The organism is Kocuria himachalensis, from assembly GCF_054784195.1.
The window spans coordinates 1-26,534 of sequence record NZ_BAAGPL010000002.1; the positions used below are offsets into that span (position 1 = coordinate 1).

Here is a 26,534-nt window from a genome sequence, read left to right on the forward strand (position 1 = left end):
CCTCCCGGCGGAGGCGCCGGCCCCCGCCGGGGCGGTGCCCCCCGACCCGGCCGCCCCCGTGCCCGGCGCCGGGGAGGTGGCCGCGGCGGTGGACCCCGCGCTCGCCGGCGCTCCCGCCGGACGGCGCGCCGTCGTCGTGGCCGACGCCCTCACCGGGGCGCCGCTGCTCGAACGGGACCCGGACGCGCCACTGGTGCCGGCCTCCAACCAGAAGCTCGTCACGGCGCTGTCCCTGCTCACCCACGCCGACCCCGGTCAGCGTCTGCGCACCACGGTGGTCCAGGGGCGGGAGCCGGGCACGGTGGTGCTGGTGGCCGGCGGGGACACCCTGCTGAGCCCGGGCGGCTCCGACCCGGACGCCGTGCTGGGCCGGGCCGGCATCCGTACTCTGGCGGAGGTGACGGCCGAGGCGCTCGCCGAGCGCGGGGCGGCCGCGCCCACCGGCGTGCGGTGGGACGCCGGCCTGTTCCCCGGGCCGGCCATCAACGAGGACTGGGCCGCGGAGGACGTGGCGGCGGGGCAGATCGGGCCCGCCGCCCCCATGGCGTTCTGGTCCCACCGCGTGCCCGCCGGGCAGGGACCGTCGGACGAGCGGCCCGTGGACGCGGCGCAGGACGTCGCCGAGGTCTTCGCGGCCGAGCTCGCGGCACGGCTCGCCGCGGACGGGGCGCCCGCGCCCGTCCCCGAGGTCGCGCCCGGCCGGGCGCCCGAGGGCGGGGCCGAGCTGGCCGCCGTCGAGTCCGCGACCCTCGCGGAACAGACAGAGCTCATGCTGCAGGAGTCCGACAACCAGCTCGCCGAGGTCCTCGCGCGGCTCGCGGCCCGGGCCGCGGACCGGCCCGCGAGCATCGCCGGCGGCCGTGCCGCCGCGGCAGGGGCGCTCGAGGCGCAGGGCATCGGCACGTCCGGCGTCGAGCTCTCCGACGCGTCCGGGATGTCCCTGCGCAACCGGATCCCCGCCCGCGCGCTCGAGCAGGTCGTACGGGCCATGGTCACCGACCCCACGGGAGCGCTGACGCCGGGCGCCCGGGCGCTTCCGGTGGCCGGCGGCAGCGGGACCCTCGCCGACCGGTTCGACGACGACGCCGAGCGCCCCGGGCGGGGCCTGGCGCGGGCGAAGACGGGCACGCTGAACTCCGTGGTGACCCTCAGCGGCCACGTCACCACGGACGGCGGCCGGCTGCTGACGTTCTCCGTGGTGCTCAACGAGGTCACCGACCCGGCCGCCGCCCGGGACGCCGTGGACCGCGCGGTGGCGGCCCTGGCCCGACTGTGACGGCCCCCGCCGGGTGCTCCCAGGCGCGTGTGGTTGCATGAGGCCATGAGCACAGCACAACGACCGCCGGAGACGGAGGCGCCCGGGATCGTCCGGTGGGACCTCGCGGCCTCCGCCGCCGCCCGGCTCACCCCACCCGGGCCGAAGATGTCCGCCCGGGCCATGCAGACGGCCGTGGCCTCCATGCGCCGCCACGCCGAGGCGTCCGTGGACCACGTGCACCGGATCACCGGCCTCGAGGCCGCACGGGACCTGCGGGACTCCACGGTACTGGTCGTGGACCGCGCCGGGTGGTCGAAGGCCAACGCCCAGGCCTTCCAGGTGCTCATGGAACCGGCGGTCGAGGCCCTGCGCCGGCGCCGCCCGGAGCAGTTCGGCGCGGCGGCCACCGCGCTCGGCGGCACGGCCACCGCCATGGAGATGGCCGCGGTGCTCGGGTTCCTCTCCGCGAAGGTCCTGGGCCAGTACGACCCGTACGCCGGGCTGGTCTCCGCCGTGGCCGCGCAGCGGCACCCCGGCGGGCGGCTGATGCTCGTCGCGCCCAACATCCTCACGGTCGAGCGGGAGCTCAACGTCGAGCCGGAGGACTTCCGGCTGTGGGTCTGCCTGCACGAGCAGACCCACCGCGTCCAGTTCGCCGCGGCCCCGTGGTTGCGCGAGCACATGATCGAGCAGATCAACGAGCTCGCCGACTCCCTCATGGGCCACGCCGAGACCCTCGGGGCGCGGCTCACGGAGGCGGTCCGCTCCCTGCCCGGGCGCGGCTCGGGGACGGAGGAGCCCAGGGCCTCCCTCGGCGTGGTGGGCCTGCTCATGGGGCGGCGGGAGCGGGAGGTCCTCTCCCACCTCACCGCCGTGATGAGCCTGCTCGAGGGGCACGCGAACTTCGTGATGGACGGGGTGGACGCCTCCGTGGTGCCCAGCGTCCGGACGATCCGGCGGCGCTTCGAGCGGCGCTCCGAGCTGCAGGGCAGCCTCGACCGCTTCGTCCGGCGCCTGCTCGGGATGGACGCGAAGATGCGCCAGTACAGCGACGGCCAGCGGTTCGTCTCCACCGTGGTGGGGACCGTGGGGCTGGACCGGTTCAACCGGATCTGGGACGCCCCGGAGCACCTGCCCACGGAGGCCGAGATCCACGCCCCCGAGCGCTGGATCGAGCGCGTGCTGGGCCCCGGCGCACCGCCCCTCCGGACCGTTCCCGTCCCGGAGACGCCCTGAATGTGGTAGACACCACGCACCCCCATTTGACATGCAGATTCATAGACACTATGGCCGGGGCGCCCCGTTCCGCCGTCCTCGTTCACAGCGCGACACGCGGTAGGCCGGATCACCATTGTGTGACAAGATTTTTACGTGAGCACAGAGAATATCGAACAGCAGGTCAAGCTGTACGGCCAGCCCCTGTCGGAGCGCTTCGGCACGGTCGTCCAGGCCTACGGCATCACGCAGCGGCGGCTGGCCGAGGTCCTCGGCCTCTCCGCCCCCATGCTGTCGCAGCTCAACAGCGGCCGCCGGATCAAGATCGGCAACCCGGCGGTCTACGAGCGCCTGGTGATGCTGGAGCAGCGCATCGGCACCCCGGACATCGAGGAGACCCTGTCCGCGGTCGAGGCCTCGCAGCCCGTGCTGTCCACCACGCAGATCCAGGCGGGCATCCACAGCGAGACCAACGCCGTGGCGGCACTCGCCCACGTGGTCCCGCGGCACGAGCTCGAGGCCGCCCTGGACCTGCTCGGCGAGACCGCCCCGACCCTCGCCAAGGTCGTGCGGCTGGCCGTGCGGGAGTCGCAGAACCAGCAGGCCGCGAGCGACCGCGAGGACGCCCGCCGGTGACCCAGTTCGCCCGCCGCGGCCGACTGTCCCCGGACGTCGCCGCGGGGCGGCGCCGTGTGCTCGACTCCGTGCGGCAGCACGTCTCGCAGGTCTCCTCGGAGCCCCCGCTCGTGCTGGTCGCCTGCAGCGGCGGGCCCGACTCCCTCGCGCTGGCCGCCGCCGCGGCCCACTTCGCCCGGCGCGGCACGCTGCGCGTGGGCGCCGTGGTGGTCGACCACGGCCTGCAGGAGGACTCCGCGGCGGTCGCCGCCCGCGCCGCCCGCACCCTCGAGCAGACCGGGCTGGCGCCCGTCGTCGTCATCGCCGTGACCGTTCGCCAGGACGCGGGCGGGCCCGAGATGGCGGCCCGCACCGCCCGCTACGCGGGCATCGCGGAGGTCGTGGGGCGCACGGGCGCCGACGCCGTCCTGCTCGGGCACACCCTGGACGACCAGGCGGAGTCCGTCCTGCTGGGCCTCGCCCGCGGCTCCGGCACCCGCTCGCTGGCCGGGATGCCCCCCGTGCGCGAGCTCGACGGCGTCACCTACCTCCGCCCGTTCCTCGACCTCTCCCGCGCGCAGACCCTCGGGATCTGCGCCGCCGAGCAGCTCGAGCCCTGGCACGACCCCACGAACCGGGACACCACCCTGATGCGCTCCCGGGTCCGCCACCGTGTGCTCCCACTGCTGGAGGACGAGCTCGGCCCCGGGCTGGCCCGCGCCCTGGCCCGGTCCGCGGCGATCCTCGGCCCGGACGCGGACTACCTCGAGAGGGCCGCGGGGGAGCTGCTCGAGCGCGCCCGCGCCGCCGCCCCGGAGCTGCCCGGCTCCCTCGTCCTCGACCTCGCCACCGTGCGGGCGGCGCACCCCGCGCTGCGCCGCCGCGCCCTGTCGGCGGCCGTGGTCGCCGCCGGCGGGCAGACCCCGGCCTACGAGCGGCTCGGCGCGCTGGACGAGTTCGCCGCGGGGCACGGCGCCGCGGGGCCCGTGCAGATGGCGGGTAAGGTGTCGGTGTGGCGCCGCCGCCCGACGGCCGGCACCCGTGGCCCGGGGCACCTGGAGCTCGTCCGCCCGCGGCCCGCGAGCGCCACCCGACCCGCATCCGCATCACACGAGGAGCGCCGTGAAGGCTGAGGACGTCCAGGGGGATCTCACCGAGGTCCTGTACACCAAGGAAGAGATCGACACGAGGATCGCCGAGCTGGCGGCCGCCGTGGACGCCGACTACCGGGGCCGGGACGTCCTGCTCGTGGGCGTGCTCAAGGGCGCGGTGATGGTCATGGCCGACCTGTGCCGGGCGCTGCAGGGCCAGTACCCCATGGACTGGATGGCCGTGTCCTCCTACGGCTCCGGGACCAAGTCCTCGGGCGTGGTCCGCATCCTGAAGGACCTCGACACCGACCTCACGGGGCGGGACGTGCTCATCGTCGAGGACATCATCGACTCGGGCCTGACCCTGTCCTGGCTGCGCGCCAACCTCGAGTCCCGCGGCACGGCCTCGGTGGAGATCTGCGCCCTGCTGCGCAAGCCCGAGGCGGCGAAGACCTCCATCGACGTCAAGTACGTGGGCTGGGACATCCCCAACGAGTTCGTGGTGGGCTACGGGCTGGACTACGCCGAGAAGTACCGCAACCTCGACTGCATCGCGACCCTGGCGCCCCACGTCTACGAGTGAGCCGGCGCCCCGCCGGGCGGTTCCCCGGCGGGGGTGTCCGCTGACAGGGAACTCCCGGCCCGTTCGGGGCGGGACCCGGATCCCGGGCTGTACATTGTAGGTCTGCGTCCCCTGGACCCCCGGCCCTGGGCGGGCCCGGGCTCGAGGGGGCCCGGACAACCATCCACGGGAGGATCAGCGGCTTGGCCACGGCGAAAAAACCCAACAACTTCTTCAGAGGACCCTGGTTCTGGGTCCTGCTGGCCGCTCTGATCCTCTTCCCCCTGGTGGGCACGCTCACCACGGGATCCTCCGGGCGCGTGGACACCAACGTGGGTCTCCAGCTGCTCCGCGACGGCCAGGTCTCCGAGGCCAAGATCTACGACGGACAGCAGAAGGTCGAGCTCCAGCTGGAGGAGGACCTCTCCCTCGACGGCCGGGACCTCGGGCGCAGCGTGGAGTTCTACTACGTCACCCCGCGCGGGGAAGAGGTCGTCGACGCGATGAACGCGGCGGACCTCCAGGGGTTCACGGACCAGCCCGTCGAGTCGAACTGGTTCACCAGCCTCCTCGGCTTCATGCTCCCGTTCCTGATCATCCTGGCCATCTTCTGGTTCGTGTTCTCCCGGATGCAGGGCGGCGGGTCGCAGGTCATGCGCTTCGGGCGGTCGCGGGCCAAGATGTTCGACAAGGACAACCCCACGGTGACCTTCGCCGACGTCGCCGGCGCGGACGAGGCGGTGCAGGAGCTCGACGAGATCAAGCAGTTCCTGGTGGAGCGCGAGCGCTTCACCGCCCTCGGCGCGAAGGTGCCCAAGGGTGTGCTGCTCTACGGCCCGCCCGGCACCGGCAAGACCCTGCTCGCGCGGGCGGTGGCCGGCGAGGCCGGCGTGCCCTTCTTCTCGATCTCCGGCTCCGACTTCGTCGAGATGTTCGTGGGCGTGGGCGCCTCGCGGGTCCGCGACCTGTTCCAGCAGGCCAAGGAGAACGCGCCGGCCATCATCTTCGTGGACGAGATCGACGCCGTGGGCCGTCAGCGCGGCGCGGGCATGGGCGGCGGCAACGACGAGCGCGAGCAGACCCTCAACCAGCTGCTCGTCGAGATGGACGGCTTCGACGCCACGACCAACGTCATCCTGATCGCCGCGACCAACCGCCCCGACGTCCTGGACCCGGCGCTGCTGCGCCCGGGCCGCTTCGACCGCCAGATCGGCGTGGAGGCCCCCGACATGAAGGGCCGCCTGCAGATCCTCCGCGTGCACTCCCAGGGCAAGCCGCTCGCGGACAACGTGGACCTCGCCGCCGTGGCCAAGCGCACCCCCGGCTTCACGGGCGCGGAGCTCGCCAACGTGATGAACGAGGCGGCGCTGCTGACCGCCCGCTCCCACGCCCAGCTCATCGACGACCGGGCCGTGGACGAGGCGATCGACCGCGTCATCGCCGGTCCGCAGAAGCGCAGCCGGATCATGAAGGAGCTCGAGCGCAAGGTCACCGCCTACCACGAGGGCGGGCACGCGCTCGTGGCCGCCGCCCTGCGCAACACGGACCCGGTCACGAAGATCACCATCCTGCCCCGCGGCCGGGCCCTGGGCTACACCATGGTCATGCCCATTGACGACAAGTACTCGACCACCCGCAACGAGCTGCTCGACCAGATGGCCTACGCCATGGGCGGGCGCGCGGCGGAGGAGATCGTGTTCCGCGACCCGTCCACCGGCGCGTCCAACGACATCCAGAAGGCCACCGACACGGCCCGCAAGATGGTCACCCAGTACGGCATGAGCGCCCGCGTGGGCTCGATCAAGCTGGGCGGGGACAGCTCCGAGCCGTTCCTCGGCCGGGACGCCGCCGGCTCGGGCCGGGAGTACTCCGAGCGCACCGCCGCGATCGTGGACGAGGAGGTGCGGGCCCTGCTCGACCAGGCCCACGACGAGGCGCACGCGATCCTGATGGACAACCGACCCGTCCTCGACCGGCTCGCCCTCGAGCTGCTCGAGAAGGAGACGCTCAACGAGGCGCAGATCGCGGACCTCTTCCACGACATCCGCAAGCGGGACCTGCGGCCCGTGTGGCTGTCCAAGGACACCCGGCCGCTCTCCGAGGACCCGCCCGTGGTCACGCAGGCCGAGCGCGAGGAGGCCCGGCGGCTCCACGCCCAGGACCCCGCGACCCTGGCCCCGCAGGACCAGGCGGCAGCCGCGAAACCGGAGCACCCCCTCGAGGTCCCCGAGCGCGGCCACTCGGTGCCGACGGGGGAGGGGGCGGGCTCCTCGAGCACCGCCGGCACCACCCCGGGGACCGGCACGGACTGAGCCGGGCCTAGGATGGAGCGACAGCCGGTCGCGTCCGCCGACTCCCGTTCCGCCCGGCAGACCCGGCAGACCCGGCCGAGCCGGCAGATCCCGAAGGAGGGCGTGTTGCCCCACGAGGCCCGCACGAAGCAGACGAGCGCGCACGATCCGCGCGCGGAGGCGTTCGACCCGCCGTACCCCGACCCCGCCCCCGCGCTGGAGGCCGGCGCCGGGGCGGTCGACCAGCAGCGCGTCGCGGCGGCCGTGCGCGAGCTGCTGCTGGCGATCGGCGAGGACCCCGACCGGGACGGCCTCCAAGGCACCCCGGGGCGCGTGGCGCGGGCGTACGCGGAGATGTTCGCGGGCCTGCACCAGGACCCCGCCGAGGTGCTCGGGACGACCTTCGACATCGGCCACTCCGAGATGGTCCTCGTCAAGGACATCCCCTTCTACTCGACCTGTGAGCACCACCTCGTCCCGTTCCACGGGCACGCCCACGTGGGCTACATCCCCGGTCACGACGGGATGGTCACCGGCCTGAGCAAGCTCGCCCGCCTCGTGGACCTCTTCGCCCGCCGGCCCCAGGTCCAGGAGCGGCTGACCACCCAGGTGGTGGAGGCGATCGTGGAGCACCTCGCCCCGGCCGGCGTGATCGTGGTGGTCGAGTGCGAGCACCTGTGCATGTCCATGCGGGGGGTGCGCAAGCCGGGCGCGAAGACCGTCACCTCGGCGGTGCGCGGCCAGCTGCGCGAGCCCGCCACCCGCGCCGAGGCGATGAGCCTCATCCTGGGGCGCTGAGCACGTGACGACTCCCCGACCCACCGACCCCGCGCACCCGCCCTCCGGCTGGGGCTCCTTCGAGCACCTGCCCACCGGGCGCACGCTGGTCATGGGCATCCTCAACGTCACCCCCGACTCCTTCAGCGACGGCGGCGAGCACGCCGCGCACGAGGCCGCGATCGCGCACGGGCTGCGCATGCTGGCCGAGGGTGCCGACATCGTGGACGTCGGGGGCGAGTCCACCCGGCCCGGCTCCGAGCGGATCGCCCCCGCCGAGGAGCGGCGCCGGATCCTGCCCGTGGTCGAGGCCCTCGCCGCCGCGGGGGCGGTGCTCAGCGTCGACACGCTCCACGCCGGAACCGCCGAGGCCGTCCTGGACGCCGGGGCGCACATCGTCAACGACGTCTCGGGGCTGGGGGCGACCCAGGACATGATCGACCTTGTCGCCGAGCGGCAGGTGCCCTACGTGCTCATGCACGCCCGCGGCCTGCCCGACGTGCAGGACTCCCGGGCTGTCTACGACGACGTCGCCGGGGAGGTGCTCGGCGAGCTCGAGGAGCTGACGGGGCGCTGTCTGGCGGCCGGCCTGGCCCCCGAGAAGCTGGTCCTGGACCCCGGGCTGGGCTTCGACAAGCGCGGGGCGCAGAACTGGGAGCTGCTCCGGGCGCTGCCGCGCTTGACGGCCACCGGCCACAAGGTGCTCGTGGCGGCGTCCCGCAAGCGCTTCCTCGGCACCCTGCTCGAGCAGGACGGCGCCCCGCGCCCGGCGGCCGGGCGGGACGCGGCGACGGCCGCGATCAGTGCGCTGGCCGCCCACGCGGGGGCGTGGTGCGTGCGCGTCCACGCGGTGCGCCCGAGCGTCGACGCCGTGGCCGCCGCGCACGCCTGGCGCGGCGTGGAGCCGGCCCTGCTGCGTCCCGGCGCGCGCGTGCTGCCGGCTGCGTCCTCCGGAGCGGGCCGGTGAACCGGGTGCCGCGCGAGGACGCGGACGCCGCCCGCATGCGCGCCGGGGACCGGGCGGGCCGCCAGCACGTCCCGGTGTCCACCACGCGGTCCCCCGACCGCCGGGACCGGATCAACCTCCTGGGCATCGGCGCGGTGGGCTACCACGGGGTCTTCGACCAGGAGAAGCGCAGCGGGCAGCCCTTCTTCGTGGACCTGGTCATGTACCTGGACCTGGCCGCGGCGGGGTCCACCGACGACGTCGCCCTGACCGCCCACTACGGCGAGGTCGCCGAGGAGGTGCGGGACATCGTCATCGGTCCGAGCGTCAACCTGATCGAGACCCTCGCCGACCAGGTCGCCCGGCGGCTGCTCGACCGCTTCCCGCTCGACGCGGTGGAGGTCACGGTGCACAAGCCCAAGGCGCCCATCGAGGTGACGTTCTCCGACGTGTCCGTGACGATCTACCGGGAGCGCTGACGTGGGCACCCGGGCCGTCCTCGCCCTCGGCGCCAACCTCGGCGACCGGGAGGCCACCCTGCGCCGCGCCGCCCAGGACCTGGCCGCCCACCCACGGATCACGCTGACCCGCGCCTCGCCCATCGTGCGCTCCAAGCCGGTCGGCGGACCGGTCGGCCAGGGCGACTACTTCAACGCCGTCGTCGAGGTGGAGACCGACCTGAGCCCCTTCGGGCTGCTGCGGGCGTGCCAGGAGGTGGAGGAGCGCCACCACCGGACACGCACCCAGCGCTGGGGCCCGCGCACCCTCGACGTCGACATCATCGTCTACGGGGACCTGCGCCTGGACGAGCCGGACCTCACCGTGCCCCACCTGCGCGCCGGCACCCGCGCGTTCGTGCTCGTGCCCTGGGCCCTCATGGACCCCGGCGCGACGCTCGAGGGACGCGGCGTCGCCGAGCTGGCCCGCGGGGCGGCGGACCTCGGCGGCCTGGGGCCGGACACGATCCCGCTGCTGGCCGAGGACCCCGCCCCCGGCGGGGACGGGGACTGAGGAGGAGCCGCCGTGCACGTGCTCACGGTCCCGGCGCTGCTCATGTGCGCCGCCGCCGCCGGCGCCGTCGGCTGGACCGCCAACCGGCTCTCCACGGGGGCGGGCGGGCCGCTGCTGATCCTTCCGTGGGCCTCGCTCGCGGCCCTCGCCTCCGTCGCGGCCGCCCTGCTGGTCCTGGGCGTGCGGGTCAAGCGCCACCAGGACGGGGCGCACCCGGAGCGCTTCGACCCGCTCGTCGCGGCCCGCACCGCGGCCGGGGCGCAGGCGGTGGCCTGGGCGGGGGCGATGCTGACCGGCTGGCACGCCGCCGTCGCCGTCGAGCAGCTCGCCCTCGTGTCCGTGCGCTCCGAGCAGGGCCCGCTGTGGGCCAGCCTGGTGCACGCCGGGGCCGGGCTCGTCCTCGTCGTGGTGGGCTGGATCGTGGAAGGCTTCTGCAAACTGCCGCCCGACGATCCCGACGCGGAGGAGGGCGCCGAGTACCGTAGGGGACGGCAGAAGGAGCTCCCCGAGGGAGAAGGTGGTTATGCCCGAGAGATCCGGCGGCGGACCCGTGGCCGGGACGCCCGGTGACCGGGTGCCCCTGAGCAACCCCGCGATCGACCCCGAGGGCCTGGCCTGGACCCGGGTCTCGCCCCGGCACCTCACCGTGGTGGTGCTCTCCACCCTCCTGAGCACCCTGTTCTGGCTCGCGGCCCTGGGCTGGCCCGCGGTGCTGGCGGCCACGGGCGTCTGGTCCGGAGCCCCCCTGGGCCTGCTGCTGCTGCCGCCCGCGGCCGTCCTGGCAGCGGGCGCGCTCTCCGTGCTCCTGGCCCCGCGGCGGGTCCGGGCGCTCGGCTACGCCGAGCGCGGCGAGGACCTGCTCGTGCGGCGCGGCCTGCTCTACCAGCGCGTCACGGTCATCCCCTACGGGCGGATGCAGTACGTGGACGTGTCGGTCTCCCCGCTGCAGCGCAGCTTCGGCCTGGCCACCGTGAAGCTGCACACCGCGGCTGTGGGCAGCCACGCCGAGATCCCCGGGGTGGAGCACGCCGAGGCGTCCCGGCTGCGCGAGCGGCTCACCGCGCGCGGCGAGGCCCTCCTGGCGGGCCTGTGAGCGCTGGGCCCGCCCCCGCGGCGGCTGCGCAGTGGCACCGTGTCCACCCGCTCACCCCGGTGGTCAAGGGGTGGCTCGCGATGCTCGTGATCGCGGGGGCCGTCGTCAACATCCTCCTCGACGACCTCCTCAACGCCTATCTCGGCCGCGGGGACGCCGTGCCGCCCCAGGACTTCGACCCCGCCCGGATGGGCACCGCGTTCTGGTGGGTGCTGGCCGGGATCGTGCTGGTCGTGCTGCTCGTCTTCGCGGCGGCCGTGCTGGTCTCGTGGTGGTTCACCCGCTACCAGGTGACCCCGGAGCACGTGCGGATCCGCTCCGGGGTGCTCTTCCGGCAGGAGCGCCAGGCCCGGCTGGACCGGGTGCAGGCCATCGACATCCACCGCCCGTTCCTGCCCCGGCTGCTGGGGCTGGCCGAGCTGAAGTTCGAGGTGGCCGACGCCGGGCAGTCCGCGGTGTCCCTGTCCTACCTCACCCACCCCCAAGCCCGCGTGCTGCGCGGGGAGCTGCTGGGCCGGCTCGGCCTGGCCGCCCCGGGCCGGGGTCCCTCCGCCCCGGCGCCCGGCGGGACGCCCGGCGCGCCCGTGCGGCGGCCGGCGCCCTGGGCGGTGACCGGGGACCAGGAGCGCCCGGTGCTCGGGGTGCCGGTGCCGCGGCTGATCGGCTCGGTGCTCGCCTCGGGCTCCGCCGTCGCCCTGGCCGTGCTGCTGGCCGCCGCGCCGCTCGCCCTGCTGGTGGACCCCCGGACCGCGCCCGCGATGCTCGCGGCCTGGCTGCCCGGGCTGATCAGCTTCGGCGCCGTCTCCTACCGCAGGGTCGAGCAGGGCTACCACTTCCGGCTGCTGCGCGTGCCCGAGGGCCTGCGCGTGCGCTACGGCCTGTTCAGCGTCCGCTCCCAGACCGTCCCGGCGGGGCGGATCCAGGCGGTGGGCGTGGACCAGCCGCTGCTCTGGCGGGCCTTCGGCTGGTACCGGGTGCGGGTCAACGTGGCCGGCTACGGTCCCGCGGCGGGGGAGAGCGACGCCATGCGCTCCACCCTGCTGCCCGTCGGCACCCTGCCCCAGGTGCACCAGGTCCTGCACCTCGCGCTGCCCGGCGCCCGGGACGGGGACCTCGCGGCGCTGCTGCGGGAGGGCCTGCACGGTCTGGGCGCGCAGGGCCGGTTCACCACCTCCCCGCGCCGGGCCCGGTGGCTCGACCCCCTCGTGCACCGCCGGACCGGCTTCGCCGCGACCGGCGACGTCCTCGCGGTCCGGTCCGGGCGGCTGAGCCGGCGCACCGCCGTGCTGCCCCACGAGAAGACCCAGTCGGTGGCCGTGAGCCAGGGCCCGCTCGAGCGGGCCCTGGGGCTCGCCGACGTCCACCTGCACTCCACGCCCGGGCCCGTGACCGTGGCGGTCCCGCACCTCGACACCGGGGACGCCCGGGCGCTCGCCGCGGCACAGGCTGCGCACGCGGCCGGGGCCCGTAGACTGGCCGACGGTCCGAGCCAGCCCCCGACCCCCCGGCAGGAGAACGCATGACCCACCCGTCCGACCGCCCGGGACGCCTCGGGGTCGGGGTCGTCAGCGCCGGAAAGGTGGGCGCCGTCCTGGGCGCCGCGCTGCGCGCCGCCGGCCACGCCGTCGTCGGCGTCAACGCGGTCTCCGAGGCCAGCCGGGACCGGGCCGAGGCCCTCCTGCCCGGAGTGCCCGTCCTCGACGTCCCCGCCGTGCTCGAGCGCGCCGAGCTCGTGCTGCTCGCCGTGCCCGACGACGAGCTGCCCGGGCTCGTGCAGGGTCTCGCCGACGCCGGGCTGTGGCAGGCCGGCCAGCTCGTGGTGCACACCGCGGGCCGCTGGGGCACCGGCGTCCTGGACCCGGCCCGCCGGCTCGGGGCGATCCCGCTCGCGATCCACCCGGCCATGACCTTCACGGGCATGAGCCTCGACCTGGCCCGCCTGAGCGACTGTTCGTTCGGCATCACGGCCCCGGCCCCGGTGCTGCCCATCGCCCAGGCCCTCGCGGTCGAGATGGGCGCCGAGCCCGTGGTGGTCGCGGAGGCCGACCGCCCGCTCTACCACGCGGCCCTCGCCCACGGCGCCAACCACCTGATGACCGTCGCCGGGCAGTCCATGCAGGTGCTCCGCGACATCGGGGTGGAGCGCCCCGACCGGATGATCGGGCCCCTGCTGCGCGCCACCCTGGACAACGCCCTGGCCGCGGGGGAGTCGGCGCTCACCGGACCCGTGGCCCGCGGCGACGCGGGGACCGTGGCCGCCCACCGGGACGCCCTCGACGAGTACGCCCACGGCCACGGCGGCGACGACGTCCTCCTGGCCTACCTGGACCTCGCCCGCGTCACCGCCCGCCGCGCCCTGGACCGCGGCCTGCTCGACCGCCGCCGCTACGACGCCGTGCTCGCCGCCCTCGAGCTCACCCACGGCACCGGCGGCCCCGACGGAGAGGACACCCCGTGAGCACCCCCACCAGCACCCCCCGCGTCTGCCGGGGCGTCGAGGAGTTCCGGGCCGCCCTCGCCGACCGGCTCGGTGCGGCGCCGGCACGGGCGCCCGGGAAGCCGGCGTCGCTGGGCCTGGTGCCCACCATGGGCGCCCTGCACGAGGGGCACGGCCACCTGGTGCGCCTCGCCCGGGAGGAGAACACCGTGGTCGCGGTCTCGGTCTTCGTCAACCCGCTGCAGTTCGGCCCGGACGAGGACTTCGAGCGCTATCCGCGCACCCTCGAGGCCGACGTCGAGCTGCTCGCCCGGTTCGGCGCCGACCTCGTGTTCGCCCCGCCCCTGACCGAGATGTACCCCGACGGGGAGCCCCTCGTGCGCGTCACCTCCGGCCGGCTGGGCTCCGTGCTCGACGGCGCGAGCCGCCCCGGCCACTTCGACGGCGCGCTGACGGTGGTCAACAAGCTCCTCAACATCACCGCCCCGCCCGGACCGGCCGCGTTCCGGGCGTACTTCGGGGAGAAGGACGCCCAGCAGCTGCTGCTCGTGCGCCGGATGGTCGCCGACTTCGACCTGCCCGTCACCGTCCGGCCCGTGCCCATCGTGCGCGACGACGACGGACTGGCCCTGTCCTCCCGCAACCGCTACCTCGACGCCGCGCAGCGCCGGTCCGCGCTCGTGCTCCCGCGCACGCTGCGGGCGCTCGCCGCCGGGGAGCTGGAGCTCGAGGCGGCCCGGCGGCGGATCGACGCCGAGGACGGGGTCCGGCTGGACTACCTCGTCGTCGTCGACCCCCGCACCCTGGCGCCGGTCGAGCCGGCGCCCGGTGCCCTCGCCCTCGTGGCCGCCCACGTGGGCAGCACCCGGCTGATCGACAACCTCGTGCTCTGAGCACCCGGGCCGGGATTTGACCCTCCCCGTTATCCTGGACAACTGTGACCAACGCGCAGAACACCTCCCCGACCGCCCAGGACGAGGCCGAGCAGGCCGATCTCTCGGACCAGATGCAGTTCCGGCTCGCCAAGCGCGCCCGGCTCCTCGAGTCGGGCCGGGAGGCCTACCCCGTGGGCGTGGAGCGCACGCACACCCTCGCGGAGGTGCGGGAGGCCCACGGCCACCTCGAGCCCGGCGAGGAGACCGGGCAGTTCGTCGGCGTGGCCGGGCGCGTGGTCTTCGTGCGCAACACCGGCAAGCTGTGCTTCGCCACCCTCCAGGAGGGGGACGGCACCCGCCTGCAGGTCATGCTCTCCCGGGCCGAGGTGGGGGAGGACTCCCTGGCGGAGTGGAAGTCCCTCGTGGACCTCGGCGACTTCGTGGCCGTGCACGGTGAGGTCGTCGCCTCCCGCCGCGGCGAGCTCTCGGTGATGGCCGACGCCTGGTCCATGGCGTCGAAGGCGATCCGGCCCCTGCCCACGCTGCACAACGAGCTCAACGAGGAGACCCGGGTGCGCCGGCGCTACCTCGACCTCATCGTCCGGCCGGAGGCCCGCGACGTCGTCGTGCAGCGGGCCCGGATCATCCAGACGGTGCGCAACGTCCTCGTCGAGCGCGGCTACGTGGAGATCGAGACGCCGATCCTGCAGCTCGTGCACGGCGGCGCCACGGCCCGGCCGTTCGAGACCCACCTCAACGCGTTCGACCAGGACATGACCCTGCGCATCGCCACGGAGCTCTACCTCAAGCGCGCCGTGGTCGGCGGGATCGAGCGGGTCTTCGAGATCGGCCGGGTCTTCCGCAACGAGGGCGTCGACTCCTCGCACAGCCCCGAGTTCACCACCCTGGAGGCCTACGAGGCCTACGCCGACCAGTTCACGATGGCCGAGCGGATCAAGGAGATCATCCTCGCGTGCGCCGACGCCCTGGGCGTCGACACGATCGAGACGGAGAAGGGCACGATCGACCTGCGCGGGGAGTGGCGCTGGCTGTCCGTCTACCCGGCCCTGTCCGAGGCCGTGGGGCAGCGGATCACCCCGGAGACCCCGGTGGAGACCCTGCACCGGATCGCCGAGGAGCACGAGGTCCCCGTCGGACCGATGTGGGACGCGGAGAAGTACGTGCTCGAGCTGTTCGGCGAGATCGTGGAGCCCACCCTGGTCCAGCCGACCTTCGTGTGCGACTACCCGCCCTCGGCGCAGCCGCTCGCCCGCCAGCACCGCTCCGAGCACGGCCTGATCGAGGCGTGGGACCTGATCATCGGCGGGATGGAGCGCGGCACGGCGTTCTCCGAGCTGATCGACCCCGTGGTCCAGCGCGAGCGGCTCACCGAGCAGTCCCACCGGGCCGCGGCCGGCGACGACGAGGCCATGCGGCTGGACGAGGACTTCCTGCGCGCCCTCGAGCACGGCGCCCCGCCGATGGGCGGACTGGGCCTGGGCCTGGACCGGCTCATCATGCTCTTCACCGACCTGGGGATCCGGGAGACCATCCTGTTCCCCCTCATGAAGCCGGAGCAGGACTGAGCAGGGGCCGCGGCCGTGCCGCGGCCCCGCGCCGTCCCCAGCCTCCGCCCAGATCCCCCCGGGAGAATCGCACCCATGGAATACATCGCTGTCCTGCTGCCCTCGATCAGCATCGGCATCATCTTCTGGTTCATCCTCCGCTGGATCTTCCGCGGCGACCGCACGGAGCGCGCCGTCGAGGCCCGCTCCCAGGAGGACGCCGAGCGCTGGTACGAGCAGCTCAAGCAGCGCGACGGCGAGGACCTGCCGTTCGGCCGGTCGCCGCGCCCCGGCCGCGACCGCGGAACGGGACGCTGAGCCCCTGCCTCCTGCCGCCCCGGTCTTTCCGTTGAATTGGAATTCGCGCCCGTTTGTCCGCCTTTTCGTGCTGTTGAATTCCGCTCCCGAATTGTAGGATAAACTCGACGACGCCGGGAGCGCGGGTTCCCGGTGTCCGCCGGAATTCATGATCCGGATCATCCGGTTTGACACGGGGGAATCAGCACCGACTCGGAACGCGCCGCTCTCGGCGCGGCCGGGGGAAGACGAGCGCCGAGAGGCGGAGGAGAGTTTCAGTTATGGCACAGACCGTGCAGATCATTCTCGAGGACGACCTCGACGGCGGTCCCGCGGAGGAGACCGTGCGCTTCGGCCTCGACGGCGCGCAGTACGAGATCGACCTCTCCGAGAGCAACGCCGCCAAGCTGCGGGACGCCGTGCGGCCGTTCATCGCCAAGGCGCGGCGCGCCCAGAGCAAGCAGGCGCCCAAGCAGGCCCGTCCCACCGGGAAGTCCAACCCGGACACCGCCGCCATCCGGCAGTGGGCCCGGGAGAACGGCCACGCCGTCTCCGACCGCGGCCGAATTCACCAGGACGTGCAGAAGGCGTACTACGACGCCCACAAATAGGAGCGCGTGCTCGAGCTCAGCACAATAGAGGAGGGACCGGTCCGCCGGTCCCTCCTTTCTTTTACGCCCGCCGGGGCGGGCCCCTATTGCCCGCGAACGGGTCCGGGACCGTATTCCGCTCCCATTCTTTTGATGACCTGTGCCTTTGCCGCCGCGGACGCGAACAGCGGCTATTGTCGTGGACCGTTCCGGGAACCGTCCGCTCCCCGGCCTCCCGGTCTTCTCGCCGGTGGCGAACAGCCACCCGATCACCCCCGCGGGTGCGTAGCATCGGGTGCAGACATCGACTGAGGAGTATCCATGTTCGAACGCTTCACCGACCGCGCCCGCCGGGTCGTGGTGCTGGCCCAGGAAGAGGCCAGGATGCTCAACCACAACTACATCGGCACCGAGCACCTGCTGCTCGGGCTGATCCACGAGGGCGAGGGAGTGGCCGCGAAGGCGCTCGACTCGATGGGCATCACCCTCACCGGCGCCCGTGAGCAGGTCCAGGACATCATCGGACCGGGCCAGCAGGCCCCGTCCGGGCACATCCCCTTCACGCCGCGGGCCAAGAAGGTCCTCGAGCTCTCGCTGCGCGAGGCACTGCAGCTCGGCCACAACTACATCGGCACCGAGCACATCCTGCTGGGCATCATCCGCGCGGGCGAGGGCGTGGCCGCGCAGGTGCTGACCAAGCTCGGCGCGGAGCCCCAGAAGGTGCGCTCCACCGTGCTGGAGCTGATCTCCGGCTACCAGGGCGGGGGCACCCCGGAGAAGGAGGGCGCTGGCGTGCGCTCGGCCGGTCAGTCGGAGGGCACGCCCGCGGGCTCCGCCGTCCTGGACCAGTTCGGCCGCAACCTCACCGCGGCCGCCCGCGAGGGCAAGCTGGACCCCGTCATCGGGCGGTTCCGCGAGATGGAGCGGGTCATGCAGATCCTCTCCCGCCGCACCAAGAACAACCCGGTGCTGATCGGCGAGCCCGGCGTCGGCAAGACCGCGGTGGTCGAGGGCCTCGCCCAGGCCATCGTGCGCGGCGACGTCCCGGAGACGCTCAAGGACAAGCACCTGTACACCCTGGACCTCGGGTCCCTCGTGGCGGGCTCCCGCTACCGCGGCGACTTCGAGGAGCGGCTCAAGAAGGTGCTCAAGGAGATCCGCACCCGCGGGGACATCATCCTGTTCATCGACGAGATCCACACCCTCGTGGGCGCCGGCGCGGCCGAGGGCGCCATCGACGCCGCCTCGATCCTGAAGCCCATGCTGGCCCGTGGCGAGCTGCAGACCATCGGCGCCACGACCCTCGACGAGTACCGCAAGCACATCGAGAAGGACGCGGCCCTCGAGCGCCGCTTCCAGCCGATCCAGGTGGACGAGCCCTCCGAGGCGCACGCCATCGAGATCCTCAAGGGCCTGCGCGACAAGTACGAGGCGCACCACCGCGTCTCCATCTCCGACGAGGCCCTCGAGGCGGCCGTGCACCTCGGCGCCCGGTACATCTCCGACCGGTTCCTGCCGGACAAGGCCATCGACCTGATCGACGAGGCCGGCGCGCGGCTGCGCATCAAGCGGATGACCGCCCCGCCGGAGATCAAGGAGCTCGACGACCGGATCGTCGAGGTCAAGCGCCTCAAGGAGGCCGCGATCGACGGCCAGGACTACGAGAAGGCCGCCTCGCTGCGCGACACGGAGCAGAAGCTCATCGCCGAGCGGGACGACAAGGACCGTGCCTGGCGCGAGGGCGGCGACGAGCTCGCCGAGGTGACCCCCGAGGTCATCTCCGACGTCCTCTCCGCCTCCACGGGCGTGCCGGTCTACAAGCTCACCGAGGAGGAGACGGGCCGTCTCCTGCACATGGAGGACGAGCTGCACAAGCGCATCATCGGCCAGGACGACGCCATCAAGGCGCTCTCCCGGTCGATGCGCCGCACCCGCGCGGGCCTCAAGGACCCCAAGCGGCCGGGCGGGTCGTTCATCTTCGCCGGGCCCACGGGCGTGGGCAAGACCGAGCTCGCGAAGGCACTGGCGGAGTTCCTGTTCGGGGACGAGGACGCCCTCATCACCCTGGACATGTCCGAGTACCAGGAGAAGCACACGGTCTCCCGGCTCTTCGGCGCCCCTCCGGGCTACGTGGGCTACGAGGAGGGCGGGCAGCTCACCGAGAAGGTGCGCCGCAAGCCGTTCTCGGTGGTGCTCTTCGACGAGGTCGAGAAGGCGCACCAGGACCTGTTCAACTCGCTGCTGCAGATCCTCGAGGACGGGCGCCTGACCGACTCGCAGGGCCGCGTGGTGGACTTCAAGAACACCGTGATCATCATGACCACGAACCTGGGCACCAAGGACATCTCCCGTGCCGTCCCCGTCGGGTTCCAGACCGGTGTGGACCCCGCGTCCAACTACGAGCGCATGCAGGCGAAGGTGCAGGACGAGCTCAAGGAGCACTTCCGGCCCGAGTTCCTCAACCGCGTGGACGAGATCATCGTCTTCCCGCAGCTCACGGAGACCGAGATCGTGCAGATCGTGGACCTGTTCGTGGCCCGGCTGCAGGAGCGGCTGCGCGACCAGGGGATGTCGATCGAGCTCTCCGACTCCGCGAAGCGGTGGGTCAGCCGCAAGGGCTACGACCCGTCCATGGGCGCCCGTCCGCTGCGCCGCACCATGCAGCGGGAGATCGAGGACCAGCTCTCCGAGAAGATCCTCTTCGGGGAGATCAGCACCGGGGAGAAGATCTTCGTGGACACCGAGGGCGAGGGCGACGCGGAGAAGCTCGTCTTCTCCTCCACCCCGATGTCCGACCTCACGGGCGACGGCATGGTCGACCCGATGGGCGGCCTGGAGGACGTCGACGTCTCCCGCGGCGACGGTGAGAACCGCGCCGAGGGCTGAGTCCGACTGACGCCCGCCGGAGGGCCCGCCGCGCACCCGCGCGGCGGGCCCTTCGGCGTCCGCCCAAGTGGGGACGGTCGCGGAGGGTAACCCGCGCGGGGCGGCCGAGTTCGCAAGCGTACACTTGGGGGCGTGACCGACCTTCGCCTGCGACCCGCCCGCACCTCCGACGTCCCCGCCATCAAGGACCTCGTGGCACCGCTGGCGCGCGCCGGGGTGCTGATCAACAAGGACACGGTCGCCTACTACGAGGGCATCCAGGAGTTCCTGGTGGTGGAGGCGGTCGGCGACGAGGAGGCCGGCCTCATCGGCTGCGGCGCCCTGCACGTGATGTGGGAGGACCTGGGCGAGGTCCGGACCCTGGCCACCTCCGACGAGTGGCGGGGCCGGGGGGTGGGGCGCACGCTGCTGGCCGGGCTGATCGAGCGGGCCCGTGCCGTGGGGGTCTCGCGCGTGTTCTGCCTGACCTTCGAGGTCGACTTCTTCAGCAGGTACGGCTTCGAGGTCATGCCCAACCAGAACCAGGTGCACCCCGACGTGTTCGCCGAGCTGCTGCGCTCGCACGACGAGGGCGTGGCCGAGTACCTCGACCTGGCCCGCGTGAAGCCGAACACCCTCGGCAACACCCGGATGCTGCTCGAGCTCAGCCCGGAAGGCTGACCCCGGCCGGTCCGGCGACGGCCAGCCCGTCCCGCATCAGCCCGTCCAGGGCGCGCAGTCGCTGCTCCTCCGGGGCGCCCAGCCCGTGCAGCGCGTCCAGGGCCCGCAGCGCCTCCGGCGGCATGCCTGCGCCCGTCGCGACGTCCACCGGTCCCGTGAGGTGGCGGGCCGGCACCGGCGCGGTCCCGGCCCGCAGCACCGCCATGATCGCCCCGCGGACCTGGCGGTCCGTGCCGTGCCAGCTCTGACCCCGGGGCGCCTCGACGGGCTCGGGGCGGCCCGCGGCGACCCACGCGCACGCGTCCCGCACCGGGCACTGCTCGCACCGGGGGGAGCGGGCCGTGCAGACGAGGGCTCCGAGCTCCATGACCGCCTGGTTCCAGCGCACGGCCAGGGCGTCCTCGGCGGGCATCAGCTCCTCCGCGAGCCGCAGCTCCGCGGCCGTCAGCGACCGCGAGGGCAGGGCCCGCCCCGTGACCACCCGGGCGTGCACGCGGCGGATGTTCGTGTCCACCACGGTCTGCCGGTCCCCGAAGGCGAAGACCGCGATCGCGGCGGCCGTGTAGGCGCCCACGCCGGGCAGGGCCAGCAGCTGCTCGTGCTCGGCCGGCACCCGGCCGGCGTGGTGCTCGGTGATCCGGACGGCGGCCGCGTGCAGCCGCAGGGCCCGCCGCGGATAGCCGAGCCGGCCCCACGCGCGCACGGCCTCGCCGGTGCTCTCGGCCGCGAGGTCCGCGGGCCGCGGCCAGCGCTGCATCCAGGCCCGCCACACGGGCAGCACGCGCACCACGGGCGTCTGCTGGAGCATGAACTCGCTGACCATGACCCCCCACGGCGAGCAGGCAGGGTCCCGCCACGGCAGGTCCCGGGCGGCGTCGTCGAACCAGTCGGTCACGGCCCGGTGCAGGCCCGGCAGGCCGGGGTCCGCGGCGGCCGGCGGGGCAGGGTGCGGGGAGCTCATCGGAGTCCACTGTAGCCTGGGGGGATGGCGCAGAAGGGTTCCGGGAGCACCCCCCACGGACGGTCGGGGAACGGTTACGACGACGACGGACGAGCTCCCCGCGACCCCGGGACCCGGCGCCTGAGCCCCGAGGTGTACCGGCGCCGCCGGCTCGTGGCGGCCCTCGCGGCCGGTGTCCTGCTCCTGCTCGTGGCCGTGGGGCTGGTCTCGGCCGTCGCCGGCATGCTGGCTCCCGAGGAGACGGACGGGGCCCCGGCCCCGGACGAGGCCACGGCCTCGGCCGCCGCGGCCTCGGTGGAGCCCTTCGCGGACTTCACGCCGCGGCCGGACGAGAGCGCGTCGGCGTCCGCGTCGCCGTCCGCGGCCGCCACGGAGGGCCCGGTCGAGGAGTGCGGGCCCGACCTCGCCGTGCGGGCGTCCACGGACCGGGAGAGCTACCCCGAGGACGCGGAGCCGGTCCTCGTGCTGACCCTGGAGAACACGGGGGAGGACCCTTGCCGCGTCAACGCGGGCACGTCCCGGATGGTCTACGAGGTGAGCTCGGGGGCGGACACCGTCTTCGACAGCAGGCACTGCCAGGCCGGCTCCGAGGACGCGGAGGTGACGATCGAACCCGGGCAGGAGCGAAGCGCCCGGCTGACGTGGAACCGCCTGCGCACCGCCGAGGGCTGTGCGGAGGCGGGCGGCGAGGCCCAGGCCGGCTACTACCGCCTGGTGACCTCCCTCGGGGAGCGCACCGCGGAGCCCGTGTCGTTCGTCCTGGAGTGAGCGCGCCGCGCGCGGCTCACATGAAGCGTTCGAGCAGGCTGGTCTCGGCCATCCGGGAGAGGGACTCGCGCACCGTGCGGGCCCGCTGCTCGCCGATGCCCTCGACCGCCTTGAGGTCCTCGAGGTTGGCGGCCATCAGGGACTGCAGGCCGTCGAACTGGCGCACGAGCCGGTTGGCCACCGCCCGCGGCATGGACTTGATGCCCTCCAGCAGCCGGTAGCCGTGCGGGTGCAGGTCCGTCTCGAGGCTGCCCTGCGGCTCGAGGAGCCCCACCGACACCGCGATCCGCTGCAGGTCGATGAGCTCCGTGGGGTTGAGCTCGGCGAGACGTCCCAGCCCCTCCTCGATGCCCTCCGCGGGGGTGTTGTCGGGCAGGTAGTCGCGCAGCACCACGTCCGGCCCCGGGCCGGTGCCCGCCGTGAGCTCCTCGAGCTGCAGGGCGATGAGCCGCCCGTCCACGCCGAGCTCGAGCACGTACCAGCCGATCTCCGAGGAGATCCGCCGGACCATCTCCATGCGCTGGAGGGTCAGGGCGACGTCCCGCACCGTCACGGACGCCTCGATCTCGAGCGAGGAGAGGGCGCCGAGCACCTGCTCCATCCGGTGGCTGTAGTGCTCGAGGGTCTGCAGGGCCTGGTTGGCGCGGGCCATGATCGACTGGGAGCCCTCGATGGCATAGCGGGTCTCGCCCACGTAGATCGTGATGACGCTCATGGACTGGCTCACGGAGATCACCGGCACCCCGGTCTCCTTGGCGGTGCGCTCCGCGGACCGGTGCCGGGTGCCGGACTCCGTGGTGCCGATCGAGGGGTCGGGCACGAGCTGGACCCCGGCCTTGAGGATGCGGGTGGCGTCCCGGTCGCAGATGATGGCGCCGTCCATCTTGGCCAGCTCCCGCAGCTTGGGGGCGGAGCAGTCGGTGTCGATGTCGAAGCCGCCGGAGCAGATGGCCTCGACCGACCGGTCGAAGCCGAGCACGATCAGCCCGCCCGTGCGTCCGCGCAGGATCCGCTCGAGACCGGTGCGCAGCTCGGTGCCGGGCGCGATGCGGGCCAGCGTCTTGCGCAGTGCGTTCTCAGGGGTCTTCGCCACGGTCACATCATACGGCCGCGGCGGTCTGCCGTTTCCGGGCGGGCGCGGCGGCGGACCGGGGGAAGAGCAGCTCCATGGCGTCGCTGATGGTCGTCACCTCCCGGACCGTGAAGCCCGCCGGGACCGGGCCCGGCCCGGTGGGGCTCGCGGGCACGACCGCGTGGGTGAAGCCCAGCCGGGCGACCTCCTGGATGCGGCGCCCGATGCCCGGGACGGGCCGCACCTCGCCGGCCAGCCCCACCTCCCCGAAGCACACCAGGCGCTGCGGCAGGGGCCGGTCCTGCGCGGCCGAGGCCAGCGCCATGGCCACGGCGAGGTCGGTGGACGGTTCGGTGAGCTTCACGCCGCCGACCGTGGAGACGTAGCAGTCCAGCCCGGCCAGGTTCACGCCGGCCCGCCGCTGCAGGACGGCGAGCAGCATGGCGACCCTCGAGGAGTCCAGGCCGGCGGTGGCCCGCCGGGGCTGGGCGGTGGAGGAACGGTCCAGCAGCGCCTGCACCTCGGCGAGGAGCGGCCGGCGGCCCTCGAGGGTCACCGTGAGGCACGTGCCGGAGACCGGCAGGGCCGTGCGGGAGACGAACAGGCCCGAGGGATCCTCCACGCTCGTGATCCCGGTCTCGGTGAGGTCGAAGCAGCCGACCTCGTCCGTGGGGCCGTAGCGGTTCTTCACCGCCCGCAGCAACCGGATCCGGGAGTGCTTCTCGCCCTCGAACTGGCACACGACGTCCACGAGGTGCTCGAGCAGCCGGGGCCCGGCGATGGAGCCGTCCTTGGTCACGTGGCCCACGAGCAGCGTGGTCATGTTCCGCTTCTTGGCCGCGGCGATCAGGGAGGCGGCGACCTCGCGGACCTGCGTCACCCCGCCCGCGGAGCCCTCGACCTCGGCGCTGGCCAGCGTCTGCACGGAGTCGACCACGAGCAGGCGGGGGGAGATCTTCTCGATGTGGCCCAGCGCCGTGGCCAGGTCCGTCTCGGCGGTGAGGTACAGGGTGGGGGCCACGGCGTCGATCCGGTCCGCGCGCAGCTTCACCTGCGCCGCGGACTCCTCGCCCGTGACGTAGAGGACGTCGCGGGTGCCCTCGCCCGTGCCCTCCGCGAAGCGCGCGGCGACGTCGAGCAGCAGCGTCGACTTCCCGACCCCGGGCTCGCCCGCCATCAGCACGACCGCGCCGGGGACCAGCCCGCCGCCGAGGACCCGGTCCAGCTCGGGCACCCCGGTGGGCGCCGAGGCCGCCACGGTGGCGTCCACCTGGGCGATGGGGCGGGCGGGCTCGGCGATCGACCGGGCGGCCGTGGTGCGGGCCTTGTGCTCGCCGATCTCCTCGACCGTGCCCCACGCCTGGCACTCCCCGCACCGGCCCACCCACTTGGCCGTGCTCCAGCCGCACTCGGTGCAGCGGTAGGCGGGGGAGTTGCGGCGGGTGCGGGTGCTCATGGCGTCCAGGCTAGCCGCCGCGTCGGACGCCCCAAGCGCCGCGGCCGGCTCAGCCCAGGTCGAGGAAGGCGCGCAGGTCCGCGAACGCCTCGGGCACCACGGAGTAGTGCGCCCACTTGCCCCGCTGCTCGCGGGTGAGCAGCCCGGCGTCGACGAGCTTCTTCATGTGGTGGCTGACCGTGGGCTGGCTGATGCCGAGGTCGTCGGTGAGGCTGCACACGCACACGGTGTCGCAGCCCTGGGCGGCCACGTGGGACAGCAGGCGCAGCCGGGTGGGGTCGGCCAGGGCCTTGAGCAGTCCCGCCACGCGCCGGGCGTCGTCGGGGCCCATGGGCCCGCCCGAGAGCGAGCAGCACTCCGTGGCCGGCGCGCCGGGGGAGCACCGGCCGGCGGCCCGGGCGGTGACCGTGCTGTCGAGGTCCGGTGCGAGAGTCATCCCCCCATCCTACATTGACGACTGTCGATGCGACACGTATCGTGCGGGATAGATGCCCGTCGATGTGAAGAGGTCCTCCCGCCCATGAGCACCACCACCGCCCCCGCCGCCTCCCAGGGGGTGATGAAGGACCTGTCCTTCCTCGACCGCTGGCTGCCCGTCTGGATCGTCGCCGCCATGGTCGCCGGTCTGCTCCTCGGACGCTTCGTCCCCGGTCTGGACACCGCCCTCGAGGCCGTGCGGATCGGGGAGGTGTCCGTGCCCATCGCGATCGGGCTCCTGGTGATGATGTACCCCGTCCTGGCCAGGGTCCGCTACGACGAGACCCGCCGCATCGCCGCCGACCGGCGTCTCATGGGCGCCTCCCTGGCCCTGAACTGGATCGTGGGCCCGGCCCTGATGTTCGCCCTGGCCTGGATCTTCCTGCCCGACCTGCCGGAGTACCGGACCGGGCTGATCATCGTGGGCCTCGCCCGCTGCATCGCGATGGTCCTCATCTGGAACGACCTCGCCTGCGGGGACCGGGAGGCCGCCGCGGTGCTGGTGGCGATCAACTCCGTCTTCCAGGTCGTCGCCTTCGGCGCCCTGGGCTGGTTCTACCTCCAGGTCCTGCCCGCCTGGCTGGGCCTGCCGACCACCTCGGCCGAGTTCTCGGTGTGGTCGATCGTGCTGAGCGTCCTGGTGTTCCTGGGCATCCCGCTGGTGGCCGGGTTCCTCACCCGCACCCTGGGCGAGAAGACCAGGGGCCGGGAGTGGTACGAGGGCACGTTCCTGCCGAGACTGGGGCCCTGGGCCCTGCACGGCCTGCTGTTCACCATCGTGCTCCTCTTCGCCCTGCAGGGCGACGCCATCACCTCGAACCCCTGGGACGTGGCCCGGATCGCCCTGCCCCTGGTCGTCTACTTCTTCCTCATGTTCGGCGTGGCCCTGCTGGCATCCCGGGCACTGGGACTGGACTACGCGAAGTCCACCACCGTGGCGTTCACCGCCGCCGGCAACAACTTCGAGCTCGCCATCGCCGTGGCCATCGGCACGTTCGGGGTCACCTCCGGACAGGCCCTGGCCGGGGTGGTCGGCCCGCTCATCGAGGTCCCGGTCCTGGTCGGCCTGGTGTACGTGTCCCTGTGGGCCGGGCGCATGCTCTTCCCCGGCGACCGCACCGTCCCGACCCGCTGACCCGGCCCCGCCCCGCTCACCGGACCCGTCACCGCCCGCCCTCCCCGATCCAGGAGCCCCGATGACCAGCACCACGCCCTCCGTCCTGTTCGTGTGCGCCAAGAACGGCGGCAAGTCCCAGATGGCCGCCGCCCTCATGGACCTCCACGCCCGGGGCGCCGTGGAGGTCCACTCCGCCGGCACCAGACCCGGCAACAGGATCAACGCCCTGTCCGCCGAGGTCGTCGCCGAGGTCGGCGCCGACATGTCCTCCGGGACGCCGAAGCCCATCGACCCGCAGCTCCTGCGCACCGTGGACCGGGTCGTGGTGCTGGGTGACGAGGCGACGGTCGAGCCGGTCGAGGGCATGGCCGGGAGCATCGAGACCTGGCACACCGACGAGCCCTCGACCCGGGGCATCGAGGGCGCCGAGCGGATGCGCCTGGTCCGCGACGACATCGACGCCCGGGTCCGGCAGCTGTTCACCGAACTCACCGACGGCAACCCCGCCTGAGTG

Annotated in this window: 27 protein-coding genes; 23 read left to right on the forward strand and 4 right to left on the reverse strand. The window is 73.7% G+C overall.

The genetic code is table 11. The features are described from left to right. The 20 genes from dacB to ACYVM4_RS01320 form a co-directional block, all read left to right on the forward strand. Positions 1–1,276 (forward strand): D-alanyl-D-alanine carboxypeptidase/D-alanyl-D-alanine endopeptidase (dacB, locus tag ACYVM4_RS01225; RefSeq protein WP_460667397.1); only part of this gene is annotated, 1,276 nt, incomplete at its 5' end. 45 nt (positions 1,277–1,321) lie between these two features. After that, positions 1,322–2,494, forward strand: coding sequence for a zinc-dependent metalloprotease (locus ACYVM4_RS01230; RefSeq protein WP_460667398.1), 1,173 nt, complete (start codon positions 1,322–1,324; stop codon positions 2,492–2,494). Between the two features lie 135 nt (positions 2,495–2,629). Continuing rightward, on the forward strand, positions 2,630–3,109 hold the full coding sequence (locus tag ACYVM4_RS01235; protein ID WP_058875279.1) for a hypothetical protein: 480 nt from the start codon (positions 2,630–2,632) through the stop codon (positions 3,107–3,109). Then, a complete protein-coding gene (gene tilS, locus ACYVM4_RS01240; protein WP_368820883.1) occupies positions 3,106–4,221 on the forward strand; it encodes a tRNA lysidine(34) synthetase TilS in 1,116 nt (371 codons plus the stop codon). The genes ACYVM4_RS01235 and tilS overlap by 4 nt, the downstream gene beginning before the upstream one ends. Beyond that, positions 4,211–4,762, forward strand: coding sequence for a hypoxanthine phosphoribosyltransferase (hpt, locus tag ACYVM4_RS01245; RefSeq protein WP_058875281.1), 552 nt, complete (start codon positions 4,211–4,213; stop codon positions 4,760–4,762). Before tilS ends, hpt begins: the two co-directional genes overlap by 11 nt. A gap of 182 nt (positions 4,763–4,944) precedes the next feature. Continuing rightward, positions 4,945–7,053 (forward strand): ATP-dependent zinc metalloprotease FtsH, encoded by a 2,109-nt coding sequence (gene ftsH / locus ACYVM4_RS01250; RefSeq protein WP_460667399.1) that lies wholly within the window; start codon positions 4,945–4,947, stop codon positions 7,051–7,053. Positions 7,054–7,065: 12 nt separating this feature from the next. Further along, entirely contained in the window at positions 7,066–7,830 is a 765-nt protein-coding gene (gene folE / locus ACYVM4_RS01255; protein ID WP_460667400.1) for a GTP cyclohydrolase I FolE, read from the forward strand. A 4-nt stretch (positions 7,831–7,834) separates the two neighbouring features. Beyond that, entirely contained in the window at positions 7,835–8,776 is a 942-nt protein-coding gene (gene folP, locus ACYVM4_RS01260) for a dihydropteroate synthase (RefSeq protein WP_460667401.1), read from the forward strand. After that, positions 8,773–9,234, forward strand: coding sequence for a dihydroneopterin aldolase (gene folB / locus ACYVM4_RS01265; RefSeq protein ID WP_460667402.1), 462 nt, complete (start codon positions 8,773–8,775; stop codon positions 9,232–9,234). Before folP ends, folB begins: the two co-directional genes overlap by 4 nt. A 1-nt stretch (position 9,235) precedes the next feature. After that, positions 9,236–9,766 carry a 2-amino-4-hydroxy-6-hydroxymethyldihydropteridine diphosphokinase gene (gene folK, locus ACYVM4_RS01270; protein ID WP_368820879.1) on the forward strand — a complete coding sequence of 177 codons (531 nt, stop codon included), beginning with the start codon at positions 9,236–9,238 and terminating at the stop codon, positions 9,764–9,766. Between the two features lie 12 nt (positions 9,767–9,778). Further along, on the forward strand, positions 9,779–10,336 hold the full coding sequence (locus tag ACYVM4_RS01275; protein WP_460667403.1) for a DUF3180 domain-containing protein: 558 nt from the start codon (positions 9,779–9,781) through the stop codon (positions 10,334–10,336). Next, a complete protein-coding gene (locus ACYVM4_RS01280) occupies positions 10,290–10,859 on the forward strand; it encodes a PH domain-containing protein (RefSeq protein WP_368820877.1) in 570 nt (189 codons plus the stop codon). Before ACYVM4_RS01275 ends, ACYVM4_RS01280 begins: the two co-directional genes overlap by 47 nt. Then, entirely contained in the window at positions 10,856–12,382 is a 1,527-nt protein-coding gene (locus ACYVM4_RS01285; protein ID WP_460667404.1) for a PH domain-containing protein, read from the forward strand. Before ACYVM4_RS01280 ends, ACYVM4_RS01285 begins: the two co-directional genes overlap by 4 nt. After that, the gene (locus tag ACYVM4_RS01290; RefSeq protein ID WP_460667405.1) at positions 12,379–13,317 is read left to right on the forward strand and encodes a Rossmann-like and DUF2520 domain-containing protein; all 939 of its coding nucleotides are present in this window, start codon (positions 12,379–12,381) and stop codon (positions 13,315–13,317) included. The genes ACYVM4_RS01285 and ACYVM4_RS01290 overlap by 4 nt, the downstream gene beginning before the upstream one ends. Then, positions 13,314–14,189, forward strand: a complete 876-nt coding sequence (panC, locus tag ACYVM4_RS01295) for a pantoate--beta-alanine ligase (RefSeq protein ID WP_460667406.1) — start codon at positions 13,314–13,316, stop codon at positions 14,187–14,189. Before ACYVM4_RS01290 ends, panC begins: the two co-directional genes overlap by 4 nt. A 44-nt stretch (positions 14,190–14,233) precedes the next feature. Next, positions 14,234–15,757, forward strand: a complete 1,524-nt coding sequence (lysS, locus tag ACYVM4_RS01300; RefSeq protein WP_368820873.1) for a lysine--tRNA ligase — start codon at positions 14,234–14,236, stop codon at positions 15,755–15,757. Between the two features lie 75 nt (positions 15,758–15,832). Beyond that, entirely contained in the window at positions 15,833–16,054 is a 222-nt protein-coding gene (locus ACYVM4_RS01305; protein ID WP_368820872.1) for a hypothetical protein, read from the forward strand. Positions 16,055–16,314: 260 nt separating this feature from the next. Further along, the gene (locus ACYVM4_RS01310) at positions 16,315–16,644 is read left to right on the forward strand and encodes a histone-like nucleoid-structuring protein Lsr2 (protein WP_368820871.1); all 330 of its coding nucleotides are present in this window, start codon (positions 16,315–16,317) and stop codon (positions 16,642–16,644) included. 300 nt (positions 16,645–16,944) lie between these two features. Then, positions 16,945–19,509 carry an ATP-dependent Clp protease ATP-binding subunit gene (locus tag ACYVM4_RS01315; RefSeq protein ID WP_368820870.1) on the forward strand — a complete coding sequence of 855 codons (2,565 nt, stop codon included), beginning with the start codon at positions 16,945–16,947 and terminating at the stop codon, positions 19,507–19,509. A 132-nt stretch (positions 19,510–19,641) separates the two neighbouring features. After that, positions 19,642–20,169 (forward strand): amino-acid N-acetyltransferase, encoded by a 528-nt coding sequence (locus ACYVM4_RS01320; protein ID WP_368820869.1) that lies wholly within the window; start codon positions 19,642–19,644, stop codon positions 20,167–20,169. Here ACYVM4_RS01320 and ACYVM4_RS01325 read toward each other — a convergent pair. Continuing rightward, on the reverse strand, positions 20,153–21,130 hold the full coding sequence (locus ACYVM4_RS01325; protein WP_460667407.1) for an HhH-GPD family protein: 978 nt from the start codon (positions 21,128–21,130) through the stop codon (positions 20,153–20,155). The genes ACYVM4_RS01320 and ACYVM4_RS01325 overlap by 17 nt on opposite strands. Before the next feature lie 24 nt (positions 21,131–21,154). Here ACYVM4_RS01325 and ACYVM4_RS01330 point away from each other — a divergent pair, with 24 nt between their 5' ends. Continuing rightward, positions 21,155–21,898: a hypothetical protein gene (locus ACYVM4_RS01330; RefSeq protein WP_460667408.1), complete on the forward strand. Its 744-nt coding sequence runs from the start codon at positions 21,155–21,157 to the stop codon at positions 21,896–21,898. 16 nt (positions 21,899–21,914) lie between these two features. Here ACYVM4_RS01330 and disA read toward each other — a convergent pair whose 3' ends face one another. Genes disA through ACYVM4_RS01345 form a run of 3 tightly spaced genes read right to left on the reverse strand, consistent with a single transcriptional unit; the run spans position 21,915 to position 24,862 of the window. After that, a complete protein-coding gene (gene disA, locus ACYVM4_RS01335; RefSeq protein ID WP_368820866.1) occupies positions 21,915–22,991 on the reverse strand; it encodes a DNA integrity scanning diadenylate cyclase DisA in 1,077 nt (358 codons plus the stop codon). A 7-nt stretch (positions 22,992–22,998) separates the two neighbouring features. Beyond that, complete coding sequence (gene radA / locus ACYVM4_RS01340) at positions 22,999–24,426, reverse strand: DNA repair protein RadA (protein WP_460667409.1); 1,428 nt, start codon at positions 24,424–24,426, stop codon at positions 22,999–23,001. Between the two features lie 49 nt (positions 24,427–24,475). Then, entirely contained in the window at positions 24,476–24,862 is a 387-nt protein-coding gene (locus tag ACYVM4_RS01345) for an ArsR/SmtB family transcription factor (protein WP_368820864.1), read from the reverse strand. Positions 24,863–24,946: 84 nt separating this feature from the next. Here ACYVM4_RS01345 and arsB point away from each other — a divergent pair, with 84 nt between their 5' ends. Then, the gene (gene arsB, locus ACYVM4_RS01350) at positions 24,947–26,038 is read left to right on the forward strand and encodes an ACR3 family arsenite efflux transporter (RefSeq protein ID WP_460667410.1); all 1,092 of its coding nucleotides are present in this window, start codon (positions 24,947–24,949) and stop codon (positions 26,036–26,038) included. Positions 26,039–26,099: 61 nt separating this feature from the next. After that, positions 26,100–26,531, forward strand: coding sequence for an arsenate-mycothiol transferase ArsC (locus tag ACYVM4_RS01355; protein WP_368820862.1), 432 nt, complete (start codon positions 26,100–26,102; stop codon positions 26,529–26,531). The last annotated feature ends 3 nt before the right edge of the window (positions 26,532–26,534 follow it).

Coding starts and splice junctions, on each gene's coding strand:
- ACYVM4_RS01230 (WP_460667398.1), top strand. CDS start 1,322: ATGAGCACAGCACAACGACCGCCGGAGACGGAGGCGCCCGGGATCGTC.
- folE (WP_460667400.1), top strand. CDS start 7,066: ATGGAGCGACAGCCGGTCGCGTCCGCCGACTCCCGTTCCGCCCGGCAG.
- ACYVM4_RS01280 (WP_368820877.1), top strand. CDS start 10,290: ATGCCCGAGAGATCCGGCGGCGGACCCGTGGCCGGGACGCCCGGTGAC.
- ACYVM4_RS01290 (WP_460667405.1), top strand. CDS start 12,379: ATGACCCACCCGTCCGACCGCCCGGGACGCCTCGGGGTCGGGGTCGTC.
- ACYVM4_RS01305 (WP_368820872.1), top strand. CDS start 15,833: ATGGAATACATCGCTGTCCTGCTGCCCTCGATCAGCATCGGCATCATC.
- ACYVM4_RS01310 (WP_368820871.1), top strand. CDS start 16,315: ATGGCACAGACCGTGCAGATCATTCTCGAGGACGACCTCGACGGCGGT.
- ACYVM4_RS01315 (WP_368820870.1), top strand. CDS start 16,945: ATGTTCGAACGCTTCACCGACCGCGCCCGCCGGGTCGTGGTGCTGGCC.
- ACYVM4_RS01325 (WP_460667407.1), bottom strand. CDS start 21,130: ATGAGCTCCCCGCACCCTGCCCCGCCGGCCGCCGCGGACCCCGGCCTG.
- ACYVM4_RS01330 (WP_460667408.1), top strand. CDS start 21,155: ATGGCGCAGAAGGGTTCCGGGAGCACCCCCCACGGACGGTCGGGGAAC.
- radA (WP_460667409.1), bottom strand. CDS start 24,426: ATGAGCACCCGCACCCGCCGCAACTCCCCCGCCTACCGCTGCACCGAG.
- ACYVM4_RS01345 (WP_368820864.1), bottom strand. CDS start 24,862: ATGACTCTCGCACCGGACCTCGACAGCACGGTCACCGCCCGGGCCGCC.
- arsB (WP_460667410.1), top strand. CDS start 24,947: ATGAGCACCACCACCGCCCCCGCCGCCTCCCAGGGGGTGATGAAGGAC.
- ACYVM4_RS01355 (WP_368820862.1), top strand. CDS start 26,100: ATGACCAGCACCACGCCCTCCGTCCTGTTCGTGTGCGCCAAGAACGGC.